This window comes from Microbulbifer hydrolyticus, assembly GCF_009931115.1.
In the GTDB taxonomy this organism is placed as follows: domain Bacteria; phylum Pseudomonadota; class Gammaproteobacteria; order Pseudomonadales; family Cellvibrionaceae; genus Microbulbifer; species Microbulbifer hydrolyticus.
Window position 1 is genome coordinate 2,852,891 of sequence record NZ_CP047491.1, and the last position, 26,137, is coordinate 2,879,027.

Below are 26,137 nucleotides of genomic sequence, written 5' to 3' on the forward strand. Positions count from 1 at the left end.
GGACACTTTTTCTGACACGCTTACCCCTTCTGACTTAACTAAGATCTAGCACTTATAGTACATAATTTACACGATTAGATCGCGCCGTAATCCTGCCGCAGGCGAACTTTGTCAATTTTCCCAGTGGATGCAAGCGGCATCTTCGGCAACCGCACAATGGCATCCGGAATCCACCAGGGTGCAACACGCCCGTGCAAGGGTTCGAGGAGCTCCTCATCGGTGACATCCTGCTTCTCACGCAATTCCACCAATAAGATCGGGCGCTCGCCCCATTTGGCATCAGGCCGGCCAATCACTGCCGCCCATGATACCTGCTGCAGCGCCCCGACAAGTGCTTCAATTTCCGACGGATTGATCCATTCGCCGCCAGATTTGATCAGATCCTTAGAGCGGCCGGAAATGGTCAGATAGCCCTGACTGTCAATGCGCGCAAGGTCACCAGTATCAAACCAACCATCCGCATCGGTGGCGGATTCGCGGTGACCAAAATAGCGTTCGACAACCGAGGCCCCACGCACCCGCAAGTGCCCTTCCACATTGCGCTGCTGCGGAAGCGCACGCCCCGCCCTGTCCGTGAGCAGCAGATCGATGCCGAGAGTCGGCCGGCCGGAGATGGACGGACTCCTGTCCGGCAGGCCGGGCGGCATACAAGTGCCGGTCGGGGATAATTCCGTCATACCCCAACTGGTCTGAACCGTAACCCCGAGCCGCTCTTCGATTCGCGCCATCAGAGCCGGCGGCATGGCCGCACCGCCCACCATAACCCGTTTCAGCGATGGCAATTGGCCGCCCGTGGCATCCAGGTAATCCGCAACCCCCACCCACACGGTGGGCACGCCCACGGCGAGCGTGACGCCTTGCGAGTTGATCAGGCGCGTCAGGCTCTCACCGTCGAGGTGGCGACCGGGCAACACCAGGTTGGCGCCCACCGCCGGCACCGAGAACGGCAGTCCCCAGGCATTCGCATGGAACATCGGCACCACCGGCAACACCACGTCATTGGAGCTAATCCCGAGTACGTCCATCTGCAGGACTCGCAACGTATGCAGGTAACTGGAGCGGTGTGTATAGCTCACGCCCTTGGGGGCGCCGGTGGTTCCCGAGGTAAAGCACAGGCCGCAAGGCGCCGTTTCCTCGAACTCGCCCCAGGGGACTGTAGTTTCCGCTTGCTGGAGCAATGGCTCCAGGTCGGCAATTGTTAGGCCTGCCGCTTTGGTCGTTTCAACCCCGACATTCCCATCGATCACCAGGATATGCGCGATGGATGGCAAGCGCTCCGCTACCTGCTGCGCCAACCCCATCAGGTCAGCACTCACTATCAGTATCCGTGCGGCGGAGTGATCGAGCATCTCGGACAGCTGGCCCGGGGTAAGCCGCGGATTCAGGGTATGGCACACGGCGCCCATGCCCATAATCCCGTACCAGGCCTCAACATGGCACTGGGTGTTCCAGGCCAGCGTCGCCACCCGGTCGCCCTTGTGTACCCCCAGGTCCGCCAACACCGACGACACCGATTGCGCGCGCTCCAACAATTGCGCATAGCCGATACGTTTAACACCCGCCTGTTCCGCCGCAGTGATGACCGCTGCCTCGTGATGCCACTTGGCAGCGTGCAAAAGGATTTTGTCGAGCGTCAAGGCGTACGCCTGCATTGCACCGTCGTTACTCATGGGCAATCCTTCACCTCGCCCGGCAGCGGCGGTGCGATTACCCCCACATTCCAATTCCATGCAATTTCTCCTCCAGCCCGCCGAAGGCACACGACCTTCTCATGCAGCTCGAATACGCCCGGCAACAGGTGTTTGTCCGCACGCGCTGTCTCGGCAAAATGCATATAGGATTCGCCCGCAGCAAACGGCGGCCATTCGGGGTGCTTTTCCGCACGCGGAACACCCGAGCGGGCGAATGAAGACCAGTAACCGAGCATCGCCGCAGACATGCTGGAGTTCACCTCATCTTCTGGCACTTTTGGCCAGCGCGGCGGAGTGCGCTCGGCCGTGCCGAATATGTAGGGGATCTCCATTGCGTGAAAGCCGTGCAGGCCGCTGTCATCGGCAGAGGTATATGAGTGGTCGAAGTAATAGAGGTACGCCGGTACGTCGAGCGCAGACTGCCTGGCAACGAGCCGCTCTGCGGTCCAGCCATACATCGCATCGCGGGTCGCCGCGAGCATGCTCTCTTCCATATTCGTAGCCGGGTAGTGCTGCAGAAACGTATCCGCAAGCTCACCGTAGCCCTTGCGAATGGAAGCCTCGTAGGCTTTTGCATCCGCCGGCGCCGGCGGCAGTAAAAAACGCAGTGAGCGGATTTCCCCACTGTTGAAGCCCGCGATCATGGGCACTGGCGCCTGCTCGCCACGATCAAAACTTTCCACCAGTTGCCGCGGCACGACCTTGCCGTCAACGGCAACAAAGGGGAAATAACCCGTTTTGCTCGATGCGTTGATCAGCTCCGCCGCGTCCATCGCGCGCAGCGCGGCCATATCGTTGGCCTTGGCCCCTAGCTTGTCCATCAGCCAACTGCCGACTTCTTCCATCGGAGGCTGCCCGTACACTTTTTCTTTCAGCGCCGGCGCCGTGACCATGTAGGCACTCTGGGCAATTGCGCGGTGGAACAGTTCGCGCGCAGCCGGTGCCACCATCAGGTACATCACGCTCAGCGCGCCCGCAGATTCCCCCGCGATGGTCACATTTTCCGGATTGCCGCCGAACGCGGAAATATTGCGCTGAACCCACTGCAGTGCGGCAATCTGGTCGAGCAATCCGTAATTGCCCGAGACTCCCTCCGGAGATTCGGCGCTCAGCGCTGCGTGGGCAAAATAGCCCAGCATGCCCAGGCGGTAATTGATGGAAACCACCACCAGACCACTCTGTGCCAGCGCGGCACCGTCGTACATGGGCACGCGACTCGAGCCGCTGGTCAGCGCGCCGCCGTGAATCCATACAAACACCGGTGCATTGCGCGCATCCTCTGGCGCCCACACATTGAGCGTCAGGCAGTCTTCGCTCATGGCCGGATATTTTTCTGCGTAAATACTGGCAGAGCGAGGTTCTGGCTGCAGACAGGCGGGACCAAAATCGATAGCGTCGCGCGCGCCTTCCCACGCAGTCTGAGGGGCCGGCGGCTGCCAGCGCCGCTCACCCACGGGTGGCAGTGCATAAGGGATACCGCGAAAGACGGCCAGGCCATCTTCTTTAACACCGTGCAATTTTCCAGACGCAGTCGTCACCTCCGGTCCACTAATTGTTTCCGCTATAGCAACCGAGGTAGACAACAAGGATGCCGCCACGATACAGAGCAGCGCGCGAATACAGTCCAGATATCGACTCTTTGAAAACACCGTAACCCCTCCCAGAATAAAAAGCCCCGGTTCCGCAATTTCTTTATGGAACCGGGTAACGATCAAGCGCGATGATCAAAAATCGCGAGCAAACCGCAGACCGTAAGTGCGAGGACGCAAAGTGCCGTAACGGCTGAACAGGAAGGCCTCGGGGTGCACGTAGGTAACGGAATGATCGTCCGTCAGGTTTTCCACATACCCGGAGGCCACCCAGTCTCCCTTCTGCACTCCGAAATTGACGTTCACGTTGTTAAACGTATCGGTGTGGTCGTAGGTCGGGTTGGTCTGGTCCGGCTTACCCGGCACATTTGGGAACAGGCCCGGGAATGACCCTACGTGGGCGATTGTCGCGGAGGCGAATGCCGTCATGTCGGCGCCGACTTCGAAGCTGTATTTGGCGGTGGCCGAGCCCTGGAAATAAGGCGCGGCGAGCCGCTCACCTTCCACCGCACCGGAAATCGCCGCTTCTTCCGCGGTGAGGTCGGTTACGCGGGAATCGGTGTAGGCACCGTTCAGATACAGGTCGAGTCCATCCAGCGGGCTCGCGGTAATCTCGAACTCGACGCCCTGGCTGCGCGCCTGACCAATATTGGTAACGAACTGCACCGAATCCGATACGCGGTTGGCCTGCACCTGAATGTTGTCCCAGTCGATAAGGTAGGCCGCCAGATTGGCAGTCAGCGCGCCATCCATCCAGGAACCCTTGAGGCCGAGTTCATAGTTGATCAGCTCATCGGAGGACGAGCCGAACGGGATGACAATATCGTTGGGATCCACGAGACTCGCCGCGCCGCCGCGCGCATTGACCACCGGAGTACGGAAGCCGGTTGCGACGGTGGCATATATGGTGATGCTATCCACCGGCTGGTAGGAGAAGCTCGCCTTGTAGGAGAAGCGATCGGCCTTGGCCTTTTCCCCTTTGCCGGCCGCAATCGGCGTGATCGTCACCGGGCCCGACAGGCCGAACAGTCCCATGGTCAGGTAATTGCTGGCGTAGCCGCCGTCCTCGGTAATAGTCTGCACGTCGTTGCTGCCGTAGCGGAGTCCGCCGGTGACCCAGGCTTTATCATTCAGGTGGTAAGTGACCTCACCAAAACCCGCAAGCTCATTGGCGACGGTGTGATTGTACAGTTCCTGATAAGTGTCTCCGTCCAACCCGGTAATACCGCGCTGGGCGAAAAACTCCTCCGTGCCCTTGTAGGCAAAATCCACATCGCGCCGCTTGTAGTAGTAAAAACCGCCCACGACCCAGTCAATCGGGCCAGAAGTCTCGGATACCAGCCGCGTTTCCTGCACAAAAATCTCGTCGTAAGCATCGGCGTCGAGTCGGAATGGAAGCGCAAACCCGAAAGTATTCGCCAGGTCGACATAAAAGGTCTGGTCGAAGTGCGAGTATGTGGATGAACTGGTCAACGTCGCCCAGTCAAACTGGTATTCGACGGTGGTATTGAAATTGTTCAGCTCGGCCATGAATCGGTCCGGCCGCTCGGAGTTGCGCAACTCCTCCCCCAGTGCCGGGTTGACCAGCGATGAATCTTTAGGATCGCTGTTTTCGTGTGAAGCCAGCATCCGCACAGACAATTTGTCGGTGGGCTCCCACAGCAGGATCGCGCGCCCACCTACGTCTTGCAGGCTGTTGGAATTTTCGATGCCGGTGCCGAGGTTATCCACATAGCCGTCTTCGTCGCGGTAGAACACCACTGCGCGGAAAGCGAGCTCATCTTCCACGATCGGCACGTTGACCATGGCGTTGTAACGCTGGCGCAGCGAATCGGAGCCGCTCATGCCCATATCCACCAGCATGGAGGCTTCCACTTCGTCGAGGTCCGGGCTTTTGGTCAGAATACGCATCGCCCCTGCCAGAGAGCCGGAGCCGAACAGCGTGCCCTGGGGTCCGCGCAGGAATTCCACGCGCTCCACGTCGTAGAGGTTCGGGTCAAGAATGGTAGAGTTGCCGTTGGCAGAGATGGGCAGCTCGTCGATGTAGATCGCCACGGTGCTCTGCAGGTTCGCGTTGTAGCCGTTGGTGGCGATACCACGCGCGGTGAAATTGTTGAAGTTCTGGGTCGGGCGGTTCATGACCACGCCGGGGGTTTCATGGGCGATACCCTCGTAGCCGACGATGCCTTTTCTGGTCAGCTCGTCCTGAGAGAAGGCCGTCACACTGATCGGTACGTCCTGTAGTTTTTCTTCGCGCCGGGTGGCGGTTACCACGACCTCTTCCACTTCGATATCTTTGGTTTTACTTCCAGTCGCTGTGTCTGCCGCCTGGGCAAAGGTGATGCCGGCACTACCACTCAAAGCGGCAACACATGTTGCGGCGTATAGAACCTGTTTCATTGGATCCATCCCTCATCAGCTGTTGTGAATGATTTATTTTTATTCCACGCCAACCCTGCACAACTGGAGCGTGCGCTACACATAATCACAGGAACTCTACCGGCGGTCAACGCTCACTCTCACGCGTGTTAATGAAATTTGTGCCATTTTTTGGCATTTCCATGAGATTCTCAGCCTGCTACTGCCCGGACAGCGAAACAGGCGACTGAGCTGGCGGTACCTGGGGTGCCGCAATACCCACCTTGAAAAACCACTGCTCACCTGCGCGCCGTCGCCGCTGCACCAGCTCTTCCTGCATTTCGAACATTCCGGAAACCGGATCGCTGGATGCCACCGGCCGCTCGGCAAAGTGCATATAAGACTGCCCCTTGGAATAAGGCCGCCACTCTGGCAACCCTTGACCACCCGGCACACCGGATCGCGCGAAACTTACCCAGTAGTCGAGCATTGCTTCAGAAAGCGCCCGGTCCGCCGCGCCTTCCGGCCGCGGCCAGTTCGCTGGCAGCGATGCGCCCGGTCCTATCTGCCCAAATACATAAGGCAGATCACTGGCGTGGAAGGCACAAAGATCCCGCGCTGCAGTCTCTGCATCGCAATGATCAAAGAGATAGAGATAGGCGGGCTGGCCCGCCGCGGCCTGCAGTCGCACCATGCGCTCGGTGGCCCAGCCGTACACAGCATCGCGCAGGGCGGCGAGCATACTGCCGCGGATGTCCGAAGCCGGATACAACCTCAGGAAGGCCGGCGCCAGATCACCGTAGCGTTTGCGAATCTCCGCCGTATAAACGTCCGCGGACGACGGCGGCTTAGGTAGCAGCAGTAACTGTGTCTTTACTTCCCCGCTATTGAATCCGGCAAGCAGAGGCACCTGCGCCTGCCGCCGGGCATCGAATATGTCGATGATTTGCGCGGGAAGTACACGCCCGTCCACCGTGCCCTGGGGCCGGAAATGCTGACCGGTGGCGGCACGCTGCAACGCATCGACATCCAGCGCCCGCAGTGCCTCGAGGTCCGCCGCACCCGCAGCACGAGCGATGCCGGCACCAATCTGTTCCGCAGAGGGCATGCCGTATACGGACTGCTGCAATTCTGGAAAGGCACGCGCATTGGGGCTTTGCGCAATGGCCCGGTGAAAGAGTCCGCGTGCCAACGGACTCGTAAGCAAATAACTCACGCTGAGCGCGCCGGCAGACTCTCCCATAATGGTGACATTGCCCGGATCCCCACCAAAAGCGGCGACATTGTCACGCACCCATTCAAGCGCTTGTATCTGGTCAAGCAGACCGTAATTGCCCGAGATACCATCCCCGGATTCCGCGCTGAGTGCCGGATGTGCAAGCCAGCCCAGTGCACCCAGGCGGTAATTCAACGATACAAATACGACACCTCGCCTGGCGAAATTACCGCCGTCGTATAACGGGCTGGCACTGCTGCCGATACCCAAACCACCACCGTGAATCCACACAATCACCGGTGCACGGTGGGACGAAGGCGGCGCCCAAATATTGAGGGTCAGGCAGTCCTCGCTCTTTGAGGGTGGCTCATCCGCGTAGAAATAATCTTTTGGCAAAGACGGCTGCATGCAGCCCGGCCCGAACACTGCAGCATCGCGTACTCCCGGCCAGGTCACGGGAGCCCCGGGAGCTTTCCAGCGGCGCTCACCCACTGGCGGCGCAGCGTAAGGGATCCCTTTAAACACTCGCAGGCCCCGATCAACAACTCCGCGCAACTTTCCCTGTACCACCGCTACTACCGGACGCTCCGGTTCGGCGACAAGGTCCGCACAGAAAAGGCCGAAAATACTGGTAATCACGCACTGACAAATCAAACCACGAAATTTGGCACTCATTGGAACCCTACTCTCCGTTATTGGCCGATGTGCACTTGGCACCCCTCCCGCACAAATTTACACTCACACGCGAGTTAATGACAATTGACACACGCTCCGCGGCAGCTCTCAGTCGGCAACCGGGCGCACGGTGTTTCAAAAGTCACCCGAACATCAAAACCAAAAACAACCGAATCCGAGGAGACTGACCCGTGCTGAAAACTACCCGACGTGCATTCTTGGCCAGCACCGCACTGCTCCCACTGGCACGCGCTGCCGGTGCAAGCGACACCATGACGACAACCCAATCAATCGCCGCTGACCTGGGCCGCTATATCGGCTTCGGCTCCAAGCAGGCCGGCGGTTCCGGTGATAATGCTTGCGGCGAATGGTTGGCTGCGGAATTGCAAGGAGCCGGCTTTTCCATTGAACGGCAAACGTTTACCGCGCCCTACTTCGAAGCCCGCCACACGGACATTGTCAGCGGTGACGCACGCGCAGATGTCTGGCCCCAACCGGTGGTTATCCCGACACCGACGAACGGTATCCACGGGAATCTGATCCGCGTAGGCGCCCAAGGCCAATCCGCACTGCCAGTCGCCGACGCCATTGCGCTCATCGACCTACCCTACGGGCGCTGGTCCTCAGCCCTTGCCAGCGCGATCCGAGCACCGATTGAAAATGCCTTCGCCGCTGGTGCCCGCGCCGCCGTCGTGGTTACCAACGGCCCGACCGGCAAAGTAATTGCCCTCAATACCGATGGCAGGAAACCTATGTTCGCAGGCCCGGTCGCGCTGCTGGCACCGGAGGATGCCGCGCCTTTTTTTGCCGCGGCGCAGCGGGGAGAAAAAGCCACACTCCGCCTGAGCGGAGAAAGCGGTCGTCGCCCGGCGTTTAATTTTGTCGGACGCATCGACCGCAACCGGTCGCGCTGGCTCGTGGTGTCCACGCCCCGCTCGGGCTGGTTCACCTGTGCCGGCGAGCGCGGCCCCGGTATCGCCGCCTGGCTGCAATTAGCGCGCTGGGCCAGCCGCAGCATCACCGACTACAACCTGGCATTTATCTGCAACAGCGGACACGAATACGAATATCTGGGCGCGGAAGAATCGCTCAAGGCAGTAGCGCCACGGCCGGAAGAAACAGCGTTCTGGCTGCATCTCGGTGCCAATATGGCAGCGCGGGACTGGCACGGCATCACGGGAAAACTAGCGCCGTTGCCCGGGGCCGATTCCCAACGCTATCTTGTCGTCAGCCCATCATTGCTACCCGCTGCCCGGCGGATTTTTTCCGGGCTCAGCGGACTCGAGGCACCCTATTCCAGTAAAGAGTTATCGGCGGGCGAGCTGACTGGAATCATCAAGGCTGGCTACCCCTCCGTTGCCGGAGTCTTCGGGCTGCACCGGTTCCACCATGTCATCGATGATGATGCCCGCTGTGTCAGCACCGAATCGGTGGCTGCAGCGGCTACTGCCTTTCAGCGCCTGCTCGCACAGGTTACCCGCACCGCTTAGGCAGTGCGGGCTTTACCCTACGCGTGGATATTGCGACGGAAGGTTTCCGGCAAAAACAGCGCGCCAACCACACAGGTCATGCCCGCGATTACGACCGGATACCAGAGACCAAAGAAAATATCCCCAGTCGCCGCCACCATGGCAAAGGCGGCGCTGGGAAGGAAGCCACCAAACCAACCATTACCAATGTGATAAGGCAGCGACATGGCGGTGTAACGGATACGCGCTGGAAATAATTCCACCAGCATTGCGGCGAGCGGTGCATAGGGCGCTGTCGCAACCAGCATCAACCCGAAAAGTATCATCACAACGAGCGGTTTATTGATCTGCTCCGGATCCGCCTCAAGCGGATATCCCGCGTCATCCAGGCCAGCCTTTACTTCCGCCGCAAACGCGGCAATGGCGACCTGCTTTTCCTCCGCCGGCAAAGTCACTGGATCGGGAGCGACAATTACTTTGTCTCCGATATGCACCTCGGCAACCTTGCCCGCCGGAGCCGATTCGTTGCTGTAGTTGATCCCCCCTTTGGCGAGATAAGCCTTGGCAATATCGCAGCTTGAAGAATCAAATGTATTCTTGCCGACCGGATCGAATTGCAGTGAACACTCACCGCCATTAGCGACCACCGTTACCGGTGCCCTCTCTACGGCCGCCGCCAGTGCCGGGTTGGCAGCGTAGGTCAGCGCCTTGAATGCGGGGAAATAAATAACGGCAGCCACCAGACACGCAGTGACAATAATCGGCTTGCGGCCAATGCGATCACTGAGCCAGGCGAAAATCACAAAAAAGGGCGTTCCGAGAATTAGCCCGATCAATATCATCGTATTCGCGGTCGCCGGATCTACCTTAAGTATTTTCTCCAGGTAGAACATCGTATAAAACTGCGCGGTATAGCCAATCACCGCCTGCCCCGCAACGGCGCCAAACAGGGCGATCAGACCGAATTTGATATTGTTCCACTGCCCGAACGCCTCCTTGATCGGAGCTTTCGAGGTCGCGCCTTCCTCCTTCATTCGCTGGAACACTGGGCTTTCTTCCAGCTGTATACGAATCCACAGGGAAATCGCCAGTAACACAATAGAGAGCAGGAAAGGTACCCGCCAACCCCAATCAGCAAACGCCTCTTCACCAATCAGCGCTCGCAGACCGATAACCAGTAAGAGCGCAAGTATCAGTCCGAGCGTGGCCGTTGTCTGGATAAAGCTGGTAAAGAAGCCGCGCCTGTTATGCGGTGCGTGCTCGGCCACATAGGTAGCCGCACCACCATATTCCCCACCGACGGCCAACCCCTGCAGTAGTCGCAGCGCTACCAGGATTATGGGCGCCGCCACGCCAATAGAGGCATAACTGGGCAGCAACCCCACCGCAAACGTTGAAAACCCCATAAGGCCCATGGTGACGAGGAAGGTATATTTTCGTCCGATAATGTCGCCGAACCGCCCGAATACGAGCGAGCCGAAAGGCCGCACCGCAAAGCCTGCAGCAAATGCCGCAAGCGCAAGAATAAATGCAGTAGTTTCGTTAACGCCCGAGAAAAACTGACTGGATATATAGGTGGCCAAGAGCCCGTAAAGATAGAAATCGAACCATTCGAACATGGTCCCCAGGGATGCAGCTGTTACTACCAGCTTTTCTTTTTTTTTGGCCGTGAGATGCTTGGAAACAATTTCCTCGCCAACAGCCCCGGTTACCGCGCGCTTGTCACCGCGCGCTATTACGCCTTCAGACATCGCTCAGCCTCACTTTCTCTCATTATTGTTTTATCTAGAGACTATCAGAAGAAAATTTCACTCTCAAGCGTGTGAATGTTTTTACCCCTATCAATTGGCGCCATTTTTGTGGTGCACACCGCAGCCCATCACAACATAAAGAAATACGCGCCATTCGCTACCGTTATACAACAACCAGACTCATGCCAGGCTTAATACAACGCCCGTCGCCTCAGACAGCCGAAACGTCACCCGCGGGCAATGATGCCCTATTCACGGCCCTCCCCAACCACCGCCTCCGGCGCAATCAGGCTGACTATCTGCCAATCTGCCTGAAGTTCAAATTCGTGAGAAATCGTATTGATGTGGACTCTTCCCTGCGGATCTAGCGCGTAGAGTTGCGTGGCTCGGTTACCGTAGGTTTCCCGGTAGTCCTCGATGGTAAAGGCCTCCGTCAGGCGTGTGGTCTTGATGGTGGCTCCCTTCGCGACCAGGCTGGCGAGGCGACTGTAGGTTGCGCTCTCGGAAAACAGCTCCAGTTTTTTTGCGTACTCTTCCGATACCTTGTGACTGGCGCGCCCCTCTTGAGTACCGTGACTCAACCCCAGTACCGCCCCCTCTCCGAGGATGTGCTCAAAATGATAAGTCACCAGCGGGTTTAACTGTTTGTAGGGCGACAGCACCAGCACCTTGCCCACCGTGGAAATGTCCATGGTCAAGCTCGCATGTTCTGAGATAGGGTTGCCATAGTAGGTGGGAATATTGTCCATCCGCGCCTCACGTATGGTATCCCAGTTGGTATCTGCAATTCGGACGGGAACGTCCTTCTCCATCAGATCTTTTGCCAGCATGCGCGCAAACTTGCCGCCACCGAAGAGCAGGTAACCATTCGGATAAGGAGCACGCACGCCCAGCAACTTGGCAATGGGCTTGGAGGTGAGGCTCTGCAGCACCACGGTGGCGATGATCACCAGGAATACCATCGGCACCAGCAGTTCGGACTTGGGCAAGCCAAATGAATCCAGTTTCAGGGCAAACAGCGCGGAAACGGCCGCGGCAACGATACCCCGTGGCGCGATCCAGCTCAGCATCGCCAGCTCGCGCCAGCTGAGACCGGACCCCGGAGATGACAGGAACACGGATAACGGCCGCGCGACAAAAATGATCGCTGCCAATACCACCAGTGCGCCCCAGCCCAGCTGGGCTAGCGTGAAAAACTCCACCCGTGCCGCGAGAAGGATGAACAACGCCGAGATCAGCAGTACGCTGAGGGTTTCCTTGAACTCGAGAATGTCATCGACGTCCAGGTCTTTCATGTTGGCCATCCAGATCCCCATGACGGTTACCGTGAGGAGGCCGGATTCATGGGTCATCAGGTTGGAAGCGGCGTAGGCCCCCAGCATCAGGGTAAGCACTGCGGTATTGCGCAGGTAGTGCGGCACCCAGTTGTGCCTGAGCAACGAGCCGACGAAATACCCCATCAAAGACCCGATGCCAAAACCGATGGCGATCACCTTGAGAAAGGTAAGGAACGTGTGCTCCAGCGCGCCGTGTGATGCGACCACAAACTCATACACGAGCACCGCGAGCAGCGCACCGATGGGGTCGATCACGATGCCTTCCCATCGCAGGATGTTGGAAATACGCGAGTTAGGACGAACCGAACGCAACATGGGCACGATCACCGTCGGCCCGGTAACCGTGACAATGGCACCGAAAAGCGCAGCCAGCTGCATCGGCATCCCGAGGACATAGTGCGCGGCGGGGGTGGCAACGAGGAAGGTCACCAGGGCACCCAGCGTACACAGATTGCGCACCATGGTGCCGTGGCCAGCAAGGTCGGAAAATTTAAGCGTCAGCGCACCTTCAAACAGGATAATCGCGACAGCCAGCGATACGAGCGGAAAAAGCAGGTCGCCAAATAATGCATCCGGGTCCAGTACACCGGTAAGCGGACCCAGCGCCAGACCGGCCAGCAGCAACGGCAGGATCGCCGGCAGCTTGAGCATAAAGGCGAGATACTGGCACGCAATCGAGACGATGCCCACCATCACTAACAGGGCCATTGGGTCCGAGAGGATTTGTTGCATAGTATTGATAGCCGATTGCAGAGCGGGTTCAGGAATTAAGTTATCAGTTTGGCCCCCAGAGTTTATATCTACTCCAGCGGAGGCCTACGTATTGTTTTGCCCACGGATTGGGACTAGCGTAACCTTGCCGTACTAACTTTGATGCCAATTGATGCCAAACATCAACCATAGCGAGCACCCAAGCCATGAGCAATGAAGACCTGAACGCAATCCTCGAACTGGATTGCGAAGCCCGCTACGAATACTTCATGGATGTGGTCGGCGAGGAGCGCGAAGTCTGGATTCTCATCAATAGCGATGAACACTTCCTGAAACTGCACTCCGAAGATCAGGGCGGCTTTGAGTACCTGCCACTGTGGCCCAGCATTGAGTTTGCCGAAGCCTATGCCGGCGACGATAGTGACCTGCAACCCAAAAGCGTCCCCCTGCCCCAGTTCCTGAACCGGTGGCTTCCGGGCTTGAAAAAAGATGGCATTGAAGTCGGCGTGTTTCCTGGCGCAGATGACAGCGTATGGGTTATGGAGCCCAGCGACCTGGAGCAAGACCTGCGGGACGAACTCGACAAGTTCTAGGCTTGTAGGTACTCAACCTATGCAAGGAGTGCATAAATGGAATTCCTGATCACCCTCATCATCATTCTGGCGGTACTGGTAGTCCCGCTCAAAATGGCGGCAGCCATGATGGGCGCGCGCAATACCGGAGTGTTCGCCTGCCTGTTTGCCCTGTTGCTGGCGGTCATTATCCAGCACTTTGTCGGGCGCCTGATTCCCGGCGTCACCGAAGAGTGGGGGCTACTGATCACCATACCGCTGGCGGCCATTGCCTATATGCTGGTACTGGGAACCGGCTACCTCAAAGCGATCGTGATCGCTCTGGTACAGGGCCTTTTGACCATAGGTCTTACGCTATTGCTGGGCGGCGTCATCGCCAACCTATAGCGCAGCACTTAACCAACACCTTGCTACAAGCGCGGCAATTGCGGCCCGCGCTAGGCGATGGCAACTGCCAGTGGCTCTTCCGCCGCCAGCTGACCTGAACGCCGACAGTAGAAGTAGTACTGATTGCGCCCGTGGTTCTTGGCCATGTAGAGCGCGGTATCGGCGTTTTCGATCAGACTTTCAGGGTTGGCAGGGTAGTCCCTTTCCACCGTGGTGCCACCGATACTGACGGTAATCTGCTCCAGCCTGTCCGGCCTGCCCGCATGGGGAATGGCGCTCTCACGGATCGCCGCCTGTAATCGCTCAACCGTTGCGGCCAGCTGGGTTTTATCGGTATTCGGCAGCAACAGTGCGAACTCCTCGCCGCCGTAACGCGCCAGCAACTCCCCGCTGCGCCGGACACATCCGGCAATCGCATCGCTCACCAGGCGTAGGCAGTGATCGCCGGAAACATGGCCATAGTGGTCGTTGTAGGCTTTGAAGTGGTCGATATCCAGCAACAGTAGAGACAGCGGCTGCTCGTTGCGCAGCGCCCGATCCAGTTCTTTTTGCAGGGTTTCATCAAAGTGCCGGCGATTTGCCAGGCCGGTCAGGCCGTCCTTTTCAGAGAGCTCCCTCAAACGGAGATTGAGCTCGATGGACTGAACGATGGACCTGTAAACCGGTGCTGCGGCCAACAGGATTACCACGCCATATAAGAACAATGCCGCAGCGAGGATTTGCATACGCTCACTGCCATCCATTAACAGCAATACGGTGCCAGGCACCACGACCGGAGCAAAAAACGATAGCAATGTCTTTGGGTGTGCAGCGTATCCCACCACCGCGCAGGCACTCAGCCCCATAACCCACAGACAGACAACGGACAGAAAAAACTGATCCCCGCCCGGAACAAACGCAAACCAGGCAACCCCGTAAAGACTCCCCTGTAGCGCCGCCATCGCGGCAAAGTAGAGTCCCCAGCGCTCACAATGCGCGATATCTTTTTCGTGTCGGCGGTATTGGCAGTACAGCGGGACTCTAGCGACAGATATCAGAATCAACGCCGTGAACCAGCTCAGCAACGGAAGAGCAGATGCGACCTCCCAAAAATTGGCAACCAATAGCGCTCCGGCGATCGGGTGGCTAATCGCAAGCGTCCAGGTGTGCTTGTACACGCTGGCTATTTTTTGTGCTCGAACCTGTTGTTGGAGACTGGGGGTTTTCGCGGTCATTTTTACTGGTTTTTATGGAACTTGGCGCGAATTGTGTTGATGTTGTGCAGAGAGATCAAGTTTGGGGGCTGGAGGGATGGACTCAAAACACGCTAGGGCGTGTTTTGACCCTGCGGGCTCGGCTTCACCTCGTTCTCAACTCGCTCGCGCGAGTTAATCGAACCCTCGATGCCTAAACATCTGCACGCCAAAACAATAAAGTTATATATATCAACCACTTAAGCAGAGACTGGCTTGCCGTAAATTCTATTCGTGTAGCAAACAACTCTTGAATTGCGTAGCAATTTGACGAATTCGTAAAGGCCAGACGCACCTTAACTTCCGCATGGCGCTAATCGCATCTCAGGGCTATCAATTTCTTGGAAAACCGGCAGCCCCCGACGTGTTCCCTCGCCAGTTAAAACCAGCCGAGACGCTTACCTCTTTGCACAATTTCAATTAACGACATTTTGACCCCATTACCCACATCTATCTTCGGATTTGAATCAAAACATTCTTTTCGCGAAGGCGCATGCCAACGAACACTGAAATCTCCTCCGTAATCACTTCCACACTTATAAGCCACGAGAGACGAAGCTGCTCCCTCAAAAACTTCCCAATCTCCTACGGGGTCGACTGTAATCAGTCCGAGGTGCCTTGGCATATAAGGCAAGTCATCGCACCTTTCAAATTCCGCTCGATAATCGTAATCATGAGGAATATGCGCCAACACCATTCGTGGCGATATTATTTCCCCATTAATACGGAACGCCGAGTCGTAATATGCTTCGCACTGATCTGTGACTCTGGTACTGAAAAAAGTCCTGTTGGTATGCCGCCGTAAGTACTTTGATTCAACCCCAACCCATTCCTTAACAAACAGTTTTTGTAGTGGTCAACTCTTCCTGGCTGTACACAAGATGGTAACAGGTTGTAAGCTGGGAGATCGGCATCTGAAATACTGAAAATATTGGTTGACTGCGGCCTGCCTGTGCCCATTCTATTACAGGATATGGGACAAGCTAAGTGGCACCACTGCGGATCGACCTCAACTTAAAGAATGTCGCCGCTACTTGAGAAAAGGCGATACCTTAGTCATCACGAAATTTGATAGGCTCGCCCGCTCTACTTTTCACCTCTGTCAGATCAGAGATGAGCTAATCGAGAAAGGCGTTGAGCTTCTCGTACTAGATCAATCCATCGACACAACAAGCATTACCGGTAAACTCATGTTCAACATGCTCGGCGCAATCGCCGAGTTTGAAATGAGATCAGAAAGGAGCGACGGCGCGATGGAATCTAAGCAGCCAAGGCTCGGGGAACAAAATTTGGCCGCAAGGCTAAACTCACCCCTGATCAAATTGGTGAGATGCACGAGAAACGCCAGCAGGGCATCAAGATCAACGCCTTAATGAAAGAGTACGAAATTGGACAAACTGCTGCCTATAAGCTACTAAGCGAGGCGTAGTTCGCTTCCCGATCTAGCCCTACGACAAAGCCCCCTCAGGGTCTTTTGAAACCCGCTATGATACCCTGGTCCGAACGCATTCACACATAACCTACGCCCAAAACGAACCACCAAACAAATTTTACAATCCGAATTCAAAACAAAGACCTAATCGCGTTAAAATACATCAAGCCGCGAGAGCTACCAATTTCAAGACTTCCGGAAATTTAAAGTGAAGAAAGCTAAACAAATTATTATTCTTGCAGCGCTCCTTCTCCCGACCGTTGTTATTGCTGGTGAGTGGACCCCGCCTGTAGATATTAAGGTTTCTTACGTTCACCTTAATCATGGAGGGTACGGCTTCTACGAGATATCTGATACTTCGAGAAATCCCGATAATTGCAATACATCATGGTATGTAGTAAGCAAACAAAATAATCCTATTTTCAATGAAATCTATTCACTTATGCTTGCGTCTCACATGAGCGGAAAGCAAGTTAGGTTATTTATTCAGGGTTGTAGTCCACATGGTCACCCAGAAATAATGCATGTGAAAACTGTCAAATGAGTCCGAATTGGAATCATCGATCGACCACCAGAACCCACTGCCTTTGCCGCAGGGTCCACCTGAAATCTGGGTATCCATAAGCATCACCCCATTATGAGATATCACGGAATCGACAAGACCGGCATTTGTTGACCAACCTGCGAGGGAACTCAATGGATAAACCAGGACCAGGATAAAAACGAGAACCTAATTCATAAAATCTCCACAATATCAAATCAATCTGCAGAGCCCACATTGGGCTCACTCACCAGGAACCGGGGCCATAATCCACATATTTGTGTGGATTCAATTACAGAGTAACTGCGTATATAGCAACCACACCAGTAGATCAACAAAGCCCACAGATACCACAAGAATTTTGCAAGCTGTTTAAGGAGCGACTTCAGGCTTCAGAAAATACTTCATATTAGCAATAGTCTTCGGACGTGACGGAAAATAAGACAAGACAACGGTTCACTGCGCCACGAGCCAATAATACAAAACAAAAATCCTAACCATTATTGACATTAAAATAATGGAACGTTGGGTACTTCCCATAACAGCTATCGGAAATATTAAACTGCACCTTCTTTCCCGCAAAGTATGCCGCCGTCAGCAACGTCAGCGCCGCGTTGCCACCTTTGGAAGCGTCTTTGTCCCACCTGACAGATGAACTACTGCAATCGACAGGACCAACAACCTTGTCTATATGCACATAGCAGGTGGAATCTTCGAGGTGGCAGCCAATTTTTGAAATGCTTACGCTTCCAGAATCTTGACCGGCGAATGAAAAATTTGTGGCAACCAATGCGATTAAAACCAGAATTTTCTTCATACAAGTTCACTCCGACACCTATAGTAATAACCGCGATATTGGTGAAAACACAGGCAGATTACCGCAGTATTTAACAATGGCTGACCTGGATAAACCGCATAGAGACCAAAGCCCTTCAACGACGAGAATAATTCACAACCTCTTTATTGAAAGATGCGTTATCTTGGCCTTTGAGTACTTACATTCCGGCGTTGATTCGTTATATACAACACTTACTCGTTTCTCTGCTGCCAATGCCGCAAGGGCAAGGGACACCATGTTATCCGAATCGGGATCATCGATCGGCCACCAGAACCCACTGCCGTTGCCGCAGGGCCCGCCGGAGATCTGGGTATCCATAAGCATCAACCCATTGCAGGTTTCACGGAATCGACACGACCGGCACTAACCCTAACGACAGCACGAAACAAGCCACGGAGGACCCTACGGCTTTATTATCAGAACGACGTCCAACAGTTAAGCAGACGTCAACTTGCTCAACCCGACACTCTGCCATTTTCCGGATAAAGACCGTTCCATCCGCCACTGCCACTGCCACTGCCACTGCCACTGCCACTGCCACTGCCACTGCCACTGCCACTGCCACTGCCACTGCCACTGCCACTGCCACCGCCACTGCCCCAGAAGTTTACATTACAAAAGAAAACCGTCTACAACATTTACCTCCAGCCAATTTCTAAGTCGAACGATATCCTCTGCGTAAGCCTTTGCGCCATCGATATTTTCTGCCATGACTTCTAGATCCACCTCCCCACAGCGACCACTCAAATAAAGGAAGATCAATAGTCTCTTTGCAAGATATACAGAGCATCCATCAGGAAACTCTGCTGGACAGGAATGGCAAATCATCCTGTCAAGAAACCCCTTCACAACACCGTCATCAACGCCGACAGGATCAAAAAATGGCTGAAACTCGTCATGTAAGTCTTCTACGTCAAAATCAGAAGTTGGCCCGTCGAATACCTTTTTGTAGAAAGTTGGCCGACTCAGCACTGACACATGCCCAAATCCGGACATGGCCATTTGCTCCGATTCGTATCTCTCCAGGCATCTTTCTACCGCTTCTATGCGCACGCCAACATCTACCGAAATAAGGCCTTTCTTCGTCTCGAATACAAGAATCAAGAAGGTCGCACCGGCCACTATAGGCCTAGAATACTCGACTACTTTATAGTATTTATTTACAGTCTTCGAAAATCCATGACCGACTAAATCCTTAGAAATCCTTGTAAGAGCACTCATATTCTTCATTTTGCTCCACCGGGCACGAGAATAACCCTTGCCAAGTTCACTGTTGCACCTGACTGAAACCCCAATATCTCAGCTGGGCCGGTAACCCCAAAGTAGCCCTGAACCTCAATCTGCCGATCCCTCAATATTTGGCGCTTCACAAGTGGTGACAAGTTTGCCTTAACCTCAACGAACTGCCACCTTTCTCCAGGCTTTCTGATTGCGAGATCAGGAAATCTCATGCCGCCATTTGCTCCGCCAACTCTAACTGAAAGTTGCCCCTCGTAAACTTCGAATCCAAGCTCCCTATAGCCTTCCGCCGCTGCGGACTCGCCGGTCCTTCCGGTCATCATACGAAGCTGCCAACTATTCCCTGCCTCCATCAGGATGGCAAGCGCGTCAGGCACATCGCTTTCAAGCACTATATCGGTCGCCTTACCCCAAGGGTAATAATCATCGCCTTCATTCTGGGAAGTCAAGTTCGCAAGCCTGAACGCATCCTCCGAATTGTTCGAAGCCAGCATGTACGTCGAATCACTACCTTCATGCCGAGCGAAAAACGCATCCAGATAGATGGCAGACTCCGCTGAAACTACAGAGTTATGCCCTCCACCGTTACCAGTTCTGGGCGTGGAAGCATATTTGAGTATATAGGCGATATACTCCGCGCTGGCCTGGAACGCCCCCGGCGCTACGCCCTCTGGCAGCGTCAGTCCGGCCCCACCCTGTGGCGCCCATTGGACTAGGTCCGCATTGCCTCCCTGCTGACCCGCATAGAAACCAATTCCGTTGGACCCAAAAGTAATGCCGGCACCATCGCCGTCACCGAACAGGCGACCCTTGAGTGATTCCCAGCCCTCCGAGAGGTCGTCCTTGAAGTCATCCCAGCTGTAATAGCCGGTAGGATCGGTCAGGGTTAACGGGTTGCCCTTGACATAGGAATAGCGGTTATAACCCTGGGGGTCGGTAACACCATCGATCATTGGGTCGGCCTGCAAGAACCTCCCCAGGACCGGATCGTAGATACGGCCGTTCATATGAATAATACCCAGCGCATCGACCATTTCGTGACCTGTGAAGCCGCGGGTCGTGGTAGACGTCAGTGTATCCAGCAGACTGTAATTGCTGCCCAGCAGCTGGTTCAGGTCAATGCCCTTCCAGCTGCTGTCCCGCCGCTTACCCCAGGGGTCAAACGCCATTTCCTCGGCGCCGACGCGGTTACCATTACCGTCGATCACAGCACTGATGGAACCAATATGGTCTTTGAGCAGGTAGCGTCTTTTCAGGCTCTGCTGCTTGTAGGCCGCATCCGTGACATAGGTGAAGACCGCGCTGCCCGGCAGGTAGCGCTTCCATTCCATCGTGCTGCCCGCACTCGAACGGATCAGCTCGACACTGCCAATGTACAGGGTGGTAATGACCTCCCCTGTGCTGCGGGTGTCACTGCGTTTGTAGCGGGCGCGGTCCGGGCCGTAACTGAAGGAAACGCTGTTGCCAGAACCGGCATTGCTCACCACGCTCGGCTTGTCGAAGGTGGTGTAGGTGAACTCCCGGCCGGTGTCATCCGATGTCAGGTTGCCATTTTTATCATCATATCGGTATCCGACAGTCCCCGCTTTTGTTACCGCATGCGGTTTCGCCGACGTATAGGCATAGGCCTGACCGTCCTTGTGGGTGATATTGCCAATGCTGTCGTATTGGTACTGGGTATTATCCGCATTCGGCGCACAGCCGGTAACACTGAGCGTGCCACTGTTGACCTGCAACAGCCGGCTGAGGTGATCGTAGCAGAAGGACTCCTTCCTGCCGGCGCGGAGGTTATGCCGGCTCTCGAGGTTGCCGATACCGTCCCAGCCGTAGGCCATCTGCTGCAGGGTGACAGACTGCGCATTGGTCGCGCGCTGGGTTTTCAGGCGTCCGGTGGCAGAATCATGGTCATGGTCCACGCGCACCAGGCCATTGGCGACATCAAAGTCGGTCACCTGCCCGCGCGTATTGCTGTCGACCACGCGGTAGAGCTCATTGCCGGTATCCAGGTCCCTGACAAAATGCAATTGCCCGGTATTGGTAAAGTACTGCTGGATACCGCTGACCATGCGATTGCTACCGTCCAGCACCACATCGTTGAGCGCATCGTACTGGCGGTAGGGCCGACCCAGGCTGTCATACTCTGTCTGCTGGATAAACTCGCCATCGGCGCCGCCGACGCCCAGCACGGTTGCCAGGGTATCCTGGCGGCCGTTGCTGTCGAAGGCGTACATCGCGCAGTAATTCGTCGTTCCTGCATAGCACAGCTCGTCCCCCGCACGGGCAGACTGGACAACCGCGGTAAGCTGACCAAGTGCAAACGGGATGCTTGACCCGGCGACTCCCTTGTCGTCGTAATACCAGCGGGTATGGTTTTCCGCACCACCACTGGTTTTGAAGTCCGTGCGACGCTCGGGCCGGCCATATCGATCGTATTCCGTGACCGTACGCTGCGCCTTGCCATCGACCTGCTCCAGCAGATCGCCAAATGCGTTGTAGCTATACGTCCATGTGCCCTTGTCCGGGTCAGTCATGGACTCCTTGCGACCCCGCTTGTCATAGCTGGTGGAAATAGTAATCCCCAGGTTTTCACCGGGCCGGCCATGACTGATCACTTTCTCAACTTCACCTGCGGCAGTGTACTGATACTCCAACTTGCCGTCATAGTGATCCAGTATGAAACGGACCTCGCCCAGTGCGTTCTTCTTCTCTGTCTGCTTCTGGCCCTTTGCGTTTGTCGTGGTAGACACGACCAGGTGACCATCCAGCGCAGGCTCGGAATGAGTCACTTTGCCACCGTCCGGAAGCATTGTTTCGACCGGCCGTGACTGGATATCGTATTGGTTTACGGTCCAGTATTGCGGTAACGAGCCCTTGCGGTATGGCTCACTCTGGCGCCATTTGCGACCAAATTCATCGTACTCGGTCTGAATCTCGACCACATCACTGGTATCAAAACCGAGTGAGCGCACGCGGATGGGGCGGTCGAGCCTGTCGAAGTACGTGGTGGTGCTGGCGCCGTCCTCACTGGTGGAAACGGTATAGTAGGCCGCACCCGCAACACCACAACCGGTACAGGAACGGTAATCAGTCCTCAGCCATGGTCCATCACCGGGGTCCGTAAGGGTCTGACGGCCAAGGGCATCATACTGCGCAGTAGAGGTCACATAGGCAGTGCCAGTCACATTGGTGTAGCGACGTGTCTCGGTTGGCAGGCCCAGGTGATTACGGGCAACTACCTCACTTCGCTTCCGTCCATCGACATCCAGCACCACATCCTTGTAGCGCTTGTCACTGTCATATATTGCGCTGCCTCCCCTTGCGGACTCATTGGCAGCAACCTTGGATGTCGCAGTACGATTACCGTAATCGTCATAGCTGTAGCTGGTTGTCAGCTTGATACGGTCAGCGTCTTCCTCATTGTAGCCTGGCTCGATACTCTCACTTTTTAACAGCCCCTTTCTCGTACCGGACTGATAATAATCAAACCGGACTACTCGATCCGTGGTTTTTGTGCCCCTGGTAGTGGTCACCGTAGTCCTGGTTACCCTGCCCTGCTCCCGATACCAGGCAGGCGCTCCGTAGCAGGAAAAGCAATTGTCCTGAACAACGGTCGAGAGCAACTGGCCGGGCCCGCTCCAGGTCTTTGTTGTCCCCTTCACTAGGTTGCCATAGTTATCATAGTCACTATCGACTTCCACCTTCTTGAACCTGGCGCCCTGCGTCGCACCATCGTCTTTGGCCAGGTAGCTTTCGACCATTGACTTGTCGACAAAAGGCCAAGCCACGCCATCGACTGACTTGCTGGCCAGCGTATTGGAGGTTTTCGACAGAAGCTTACCCTGGGGACTGTATCTCTCGACCTTCAGGGCCATCCCGGTATTCGGGAAGCGCTGCTCGTACGTAGTCTCAAGCCGTCCCGTACGCGAGTCGGTCTGGATTACCTTCCGATAACCGAGGGCTCCACGGCCACCGCCCTGGAAGCGCAATCCTTCATACCGATAACTGACCTTCTCGAGGTTGCCGGGATCACCTGCAACCGGCATGGAGAATTCATGGGTGGCTACAACATAAGCCGAGCCAGTCACATCGGCGACAGGCATACCCCAGTTGAGCTTAGCCGCACCACTATCCATGGCATAGACACTACTGTCAGAAAGCGGCTTGTAAGTAAAAATAGATTTCTTACCGTACCCCCCCTGAACTTCCGTGATTACATCATCCACGCCGGAAGTTGCTTTCGCCGCATAGAAATCCATCTTCGGACCGCTACTGCTCGGGCGGATGCGGATATATTCCTGATACCCGTCACCATCAAGGTCCGCAAACAGTGTGTGCACACCGCTGTCGGTTCCAGCAGGGACTTTCGCATCGATCACGGGACCAAACCCATTACCGGTCCAGAGTTTCACTTTCAGATTACTTTCCTGCCAGGCAATATCCAGAAATCCGTCATTGTTATAGTCAACAAAATTTGCCTTATCACCTTTGACATCAGCAAGGGCTTTCCGATTGGCGAATGGAACCCCCGTCACTGAGATAGAATAAAACCAGCTACCCCCCTCCCCTCTCCATACAAAATCTGTACGACCATCACGGTTAAGGTCCGCGGGCATCCAGATAAATCCTGACTGATTCTTCCCCCAATCTATAGGGGTAGAATGATAACCGAGGTCGTCCGACGTCAACGTTGACAAAGCCCAAGCATAAGACTCCTCCCCAAATTCGGTATGTTTTACCGGAAAGAATAAATCAGCTTGTCCGTTCCCATCAAAATCGATAATTCTTGTTGCCTGCAGGTCAGCGATTTCTTGCGAAAAGTACTCATAATTAAATCGGGTCTCGAGAACTTTGTCAGGGGAGGCCCTGAATTGACTCAATCCGTCTGCTCGGGCCTTTGAATGAAAAATATTGAGCGCCTTTCCATCTGACCTCTTAAGGATAAGGTCTGCACGGCCATCCCCATTTTCATCCGCCAGAATCGACTGCCATCCCCCGGATGTCGGTATTCCGATGCTGGAGTACCCTGCCTGAAAACCCTGACCGGTAAACAGCTTTACCCTCCAGCCATCACTCGTCCGATATATAAGATCAAGTTTTCCGTCACCATCATAATCAAACAGGTTCCAATCTTCTTTTGCTGTTGAACCCATTGACAACCGATAACCTGTCGGCACCCATTTTTCACCATCAGAAAGAGACAAGTTAAGTTCATACAATGCACGGGATCTCCGGACCCAGAGATTATCCATCTTGCCATCGCCGTTGATATCGGCGATGCGGCCATGATTGAATGCTCCGCTAATGGAGGTCGAAACTGTTGCGTAACTTGATGAATTAAACCCATCCTCGTCAGTAACACGCCAATTGAATGCCACCGCCTCCAGGCAGGACCCTCCCACACATTCCTGTATACTGCTTACCCGGCTGACATCCATTCGGGTGCTGTAGGGTGATCTCTTCCTGTAGTTGATGAAGTATGTCCGATACACTTCACCACCACTCTTGACATCAATCTTTGACAGCCTCCTTTTCAAGCCATAGGCGCCCATGACTGCATTTTTTGGAATTGAATCCGGACGCGACTGGTAGTCGAAATGGATACTGGCATCTGCAGCTTGATTGCCACCAAAGGCATATTCAATTTTTTCCAGCCTGAAACCGGCGGTATCGTGCAGGTATTGGTAACGAACCAAATTTTTACCTGTACTGTCATAACGCTCTGACAGAGGGAATAGATGGCTTCCGCCATGGATATTGCCCGCAAAGGAATATTTCGACAGGGCCCCATCTTTACCCTCCACCTCGAAATATGGTGTACCTCCCGATTCCTCACGGAAAGTAAATTTCCTAAAACTGTTTATTTCCGTCTTATAGACAGACCCGTCATCGCCATATTCTCCTGTGCCATCCAGCTGAACAAGCCTTTGCCCGTCAATGCAGAACCTGTCCTTCTTGCCTTTTGGCTTCTCGTCATGTAGCGGAGTACGGTGGCAGTAGACTATTGCTGAAACACCAGACAGGGCCCACCCCAGGCCAAGAACCCCATTTCCACCCAGGCTGGAGTAGCCGAGTGAGAGAGAAGGTGCATGCCCTCCCGATCCCGCGGGAAGCGATATTGGAAGGTTATAGCTTGCGGAGCCGGAGGGCGATACGCTGGCCATGCCCTGGCTTTTCCCCGCAATTGTGACTGGTCTGGTCTCTGGCTCAGTAACTTCAAACTTCTGTGACGGCATGTTGCCATCTGACACGTATGCGATATCAGCAATGAAGCTGCTCCCGGACGGGAATACGATATCGTCCCTGCCGTCCGCATTCACATCTCGGACAATAAACGAATTATTACGATCGGCTATCAACGTTTCAAGTTGACCGGAGAAATGCGAAATAGTAGACGGCACACCGCCACCGTCCACACCGAAAACTATATATGGAACCTCAATAGTGTTGACCAGGCCGCGAATCAAGTAATCTTCTACTCCATCGCCATCAAAGTCGCCGATCAGGTAGTCTTCGCCATATTCCAGCAGAGTAAGGCCATCCAGCTCCTGCTCTGGCAGTAACTTAGAGACCGGATCCCCATGATAGAAAGCGGGAGGATTATAGGGCGCGCCTCCCATCGAATACCCCGGTATGGCAAAGGTTTTATTGGCCGCGCTGATTATCGGTATGGCTATTTCGCCATGTATCAGGACAGGCAGGCCACGACTGTAAAAATAATAGTCAATGACACCATCGTTGCCGTCAAAATCACCCGAAAAAACAGCATAGCCATGGGGATCGAGAGGATATTCACTGGCCTGCGCATATGCACGTGCGCCAAAAATACTGTACATCGCAACCACTACAATGCAGATGCGCAGAACCGCTATCGATATATTTATCACGTGAAAAATCCTTCTCATAAACGATACTTCCCGCCTGGCCAGGGATATCCATCCCTACCGCTTTCGTGCGACCCTAATAGTAAGTAGCGTTATTAAAAATATTTGCAGGTAATCGATATTTCCACCCAGGAACAGGGAAGCACAACCTCCCGGAAAAGTCGAAAACTGAACCTGGTTAGCATTCGAAACTCCCAATGCGGAATTCAAACAACCGA

Annotated in this window: 15 protein-coding genes; 5 read left to right on the forward strand and 10 right to left on the reverse strand. The window is 55.0% G+C overall.

Annotated elements, in window-relative coordinates; all coding sequences use genetic code 11:
• Positions 1–74: 74 nt before the first annotated feature.
• The 4 genes from GTQ55_RS12190 to GTQ55_RS12205 form a co-directional block, all read right to left on the reverse strand.
• A complete protein-coding gene (locus GTQ55_RS12190) occupies positions 75–1,670 on the reverse strand; it encodes a long-chain-fatty-acid--CoA ligase (RefSeq protein WP_202620615.1) in 1,596 nt (531 codons plus the stop codon).
• The gene (locus tag GTQ55_RS12195; RefSeq protein ID WP_202620616.1) at positions 1,667–3,229 is read right to left on the reverse strand and encodes a carboxylesterase/lipase family protein; all 1,563 of its coding nucleotides are present in this window, start codon (positions 3,227–3,229) and stop codon (positions 1,667–1,669) included. Before GTQ55_RS12195 ends, GTQ55_RS12190 begins: the two co-directional genes overlap by 4 nt.
• A gap of 186 nt (positions 3,230–3,415) precedes the next feature.
• Positions 3,416–5,680, reverse strand: a complete 2,265-nt coding sequence (locus GTQ55_RS12200; RefSeq protein WP_161858988.1) for a TonB-dependent receptor — start codon at positions 5,678–5,680, stop codon at positions 3,416–3,418.
• A gap of 178 nt (positions 5,681–5,858) precedes the next feature.
• The gene (locus GTQ55_RS12205; RefSeq protein ID WP_161858989.1) at positions 5,859–7,529 is read right to left on the reverse strand and encodes a carboxylesterase/lipase family protein; all 1,671 of its coding nucleotides are present in this window, start codon (positions 7,527–7,529) and stop codon (positions 5,859–5,861) included.
• Between the two features lie 191 nt (positions 7,530–7,720).
• Between GTQ55_RS12205 and GTQ55_RS12210 the strand changes: the two genes are divergently transcribed.
• Complete coding sequence (locus GTQ55_RS12210) at positions 7,721–9,019, forward strand: hypothetical protein (protein WP_161858990.1); 1,299 nt, start codon at positions 7,721–7,723, stop codon at positions 9,017–9,019.
• Positions 9,020–9,036: 17 nt separating this feature from the next.
• Here GTQ55_RS12210 and GTQ55_RS12215 read toward each other — a convergent pair whose 3' ends face one another.
• Positions 9,037–10,749 carry an MFS transporter gene (locus GTQ55_RS12215; RefSeq protein ID WP_161858991.1) on the reverse strand — a complete coding sequence of 571 codons (1,713 nt, stop codon included), beginning with the start codon at positions 10,747–10,749 and terminating at the stop codon, positions 9,037–9,039.
• A gap of 248 nt (positions 10,750–10,997) precedes the next feature.
• Complete coding sequence (locus GTQ55_RS12220; protein WP_161858992.1) at positions 10,998–12,818, reverse strand: cation:proton antiporter; 1,821 nt, start codon at positions 12,816–12,818, stop codon at positions 10,998–11,000.
• A 185-nt stretch (positions 12,819–13,003) separates the two neighbouring features.
• On the opposite strand from GTQ55_RS12220, the gene GTQ55_RS12225 reads away from it, so the two are divergent.
• Together GTQ55_RS12225 and GTQ55_RS12230 are read left to right on the forward strand one after the other, a co-directional pair.
• Positions 13,004–13,390: a DUF2750 domain-containing protein gene (locus GTQ55_RS12225; RefSeq protein ID WP_161858993.1), complete on the forward strand. Its 387-nt coding sequence runs from the start codon at positions 13,004–13,006 to the stop codon at positions 13,388–13,390.
• 36 nt (positions 13,391–13,426) lie between these two features.
• Positions 13,427–13,756 (forward strand): hypothetical protein, encoded by a 330-nt coding sequence (locus tag GTQ55_RS12230; protein WP_161858994.1) that lies wholly within the window; start codon positions 13,427–13,429, stop codon positions 13,754–13,756.
• Between the two features lie 50 nt (positions 13,757–13,806).
• Here the strand turns inward: GTQ55_RS12230 and GTQ55_RS12235 are convergent, their stop codons facing one another.
• Positions 13,807–14,799, reverse strand: a complete 993-nt coding sequence (locus GTQ55_RS12235) for a GGDEF domain-containing protein (RefSeq protein WP_161858995.1) — start codon at positions 14,797–14,799, stop codon at positions 13,807–13,809.
• Positions 14,800–15,923: 1,124 nt separating this feature from the next.
• Here GTQ55_RS12235 and GTQ55_RS18130 point away from each other — a divergent pair.
• Both GTQ55_RS18130 and GTQ55_RS12245 read left to right on the forward strand, forming a co-directional pair.
• The gene (locus GTQ55_RS18130; RefSeq protein WP_161858996.1) at positions 15,924–16,361 is read left to right on the forward strand and encodes a recombinase family protein; all 438 of its coding nucleotides are present in this window, start codon (positions 15,924–15,926) and stop codon (positions 16,359–16,361) included.
• Between the two features lie 267 nt (positions 16,362–16,628).
• A complete protein-coding gene (locus GTQ55_RS12245; RefSeq protein WP_161858997.1) occupies positions 16,629–16,964 on the forward strand; it encodes a hypothetical protein in 336 nt (111 codons plus the stop codon).
• Between the two features lie 490 nt (positions 16,965–17,454).
• Here GTQ55_RS12245 and GTQ55_RS12250 read toward each other — a convergent pair whose 3' ends face one another.
• The 3 genes from GTQ55_RS12250 to GTQ55_RS12260 form a co-directional block, all read right to left on the reverse strand.
• Positions 17,455–17,778 carry a hypothetical protein gene (locus tag GTQ55_RS12250; RefSeq protein ID WP_161858998.1) on the reverse strand — a complete coding sequence of 108 codons (324 nt, stop codon included), beginning with the start codon at positions 17,776–17,778 and terminating at the stop codon, positions 17,455–17,457.
• Positions 17,779–18,411: 633 nt separating this feature from the next.
• On the reverse strand, positions 18,412–19,029 hold the full coding sequence (locus GTQ55_RS12255; protein WP_161858999.1) for a hypothetical protein: 618 nt from the start codon (positions 19,027–19,029) through the stop codon (positions 18,412–18,414).
• Positions 19,026–25,940: an FG-GAP-like repeat-containing protein gene (locus GTQ55_RS12260; RefSeq protein ID WP_161859000.1), complete on the reverse strand. Its 6,915-nt coding sequence runs from the start codon at positions 25,938–25,940 to the stop codon at positions 19,026–19,028. Before GTQ55_RS12260 ends, GTQ55_RS12255 begins: the two co-directional genes overlap by 4 nt.
• Between the last annotated feature and the right edge of the window lie 197 nt (positions 25,941–26,137).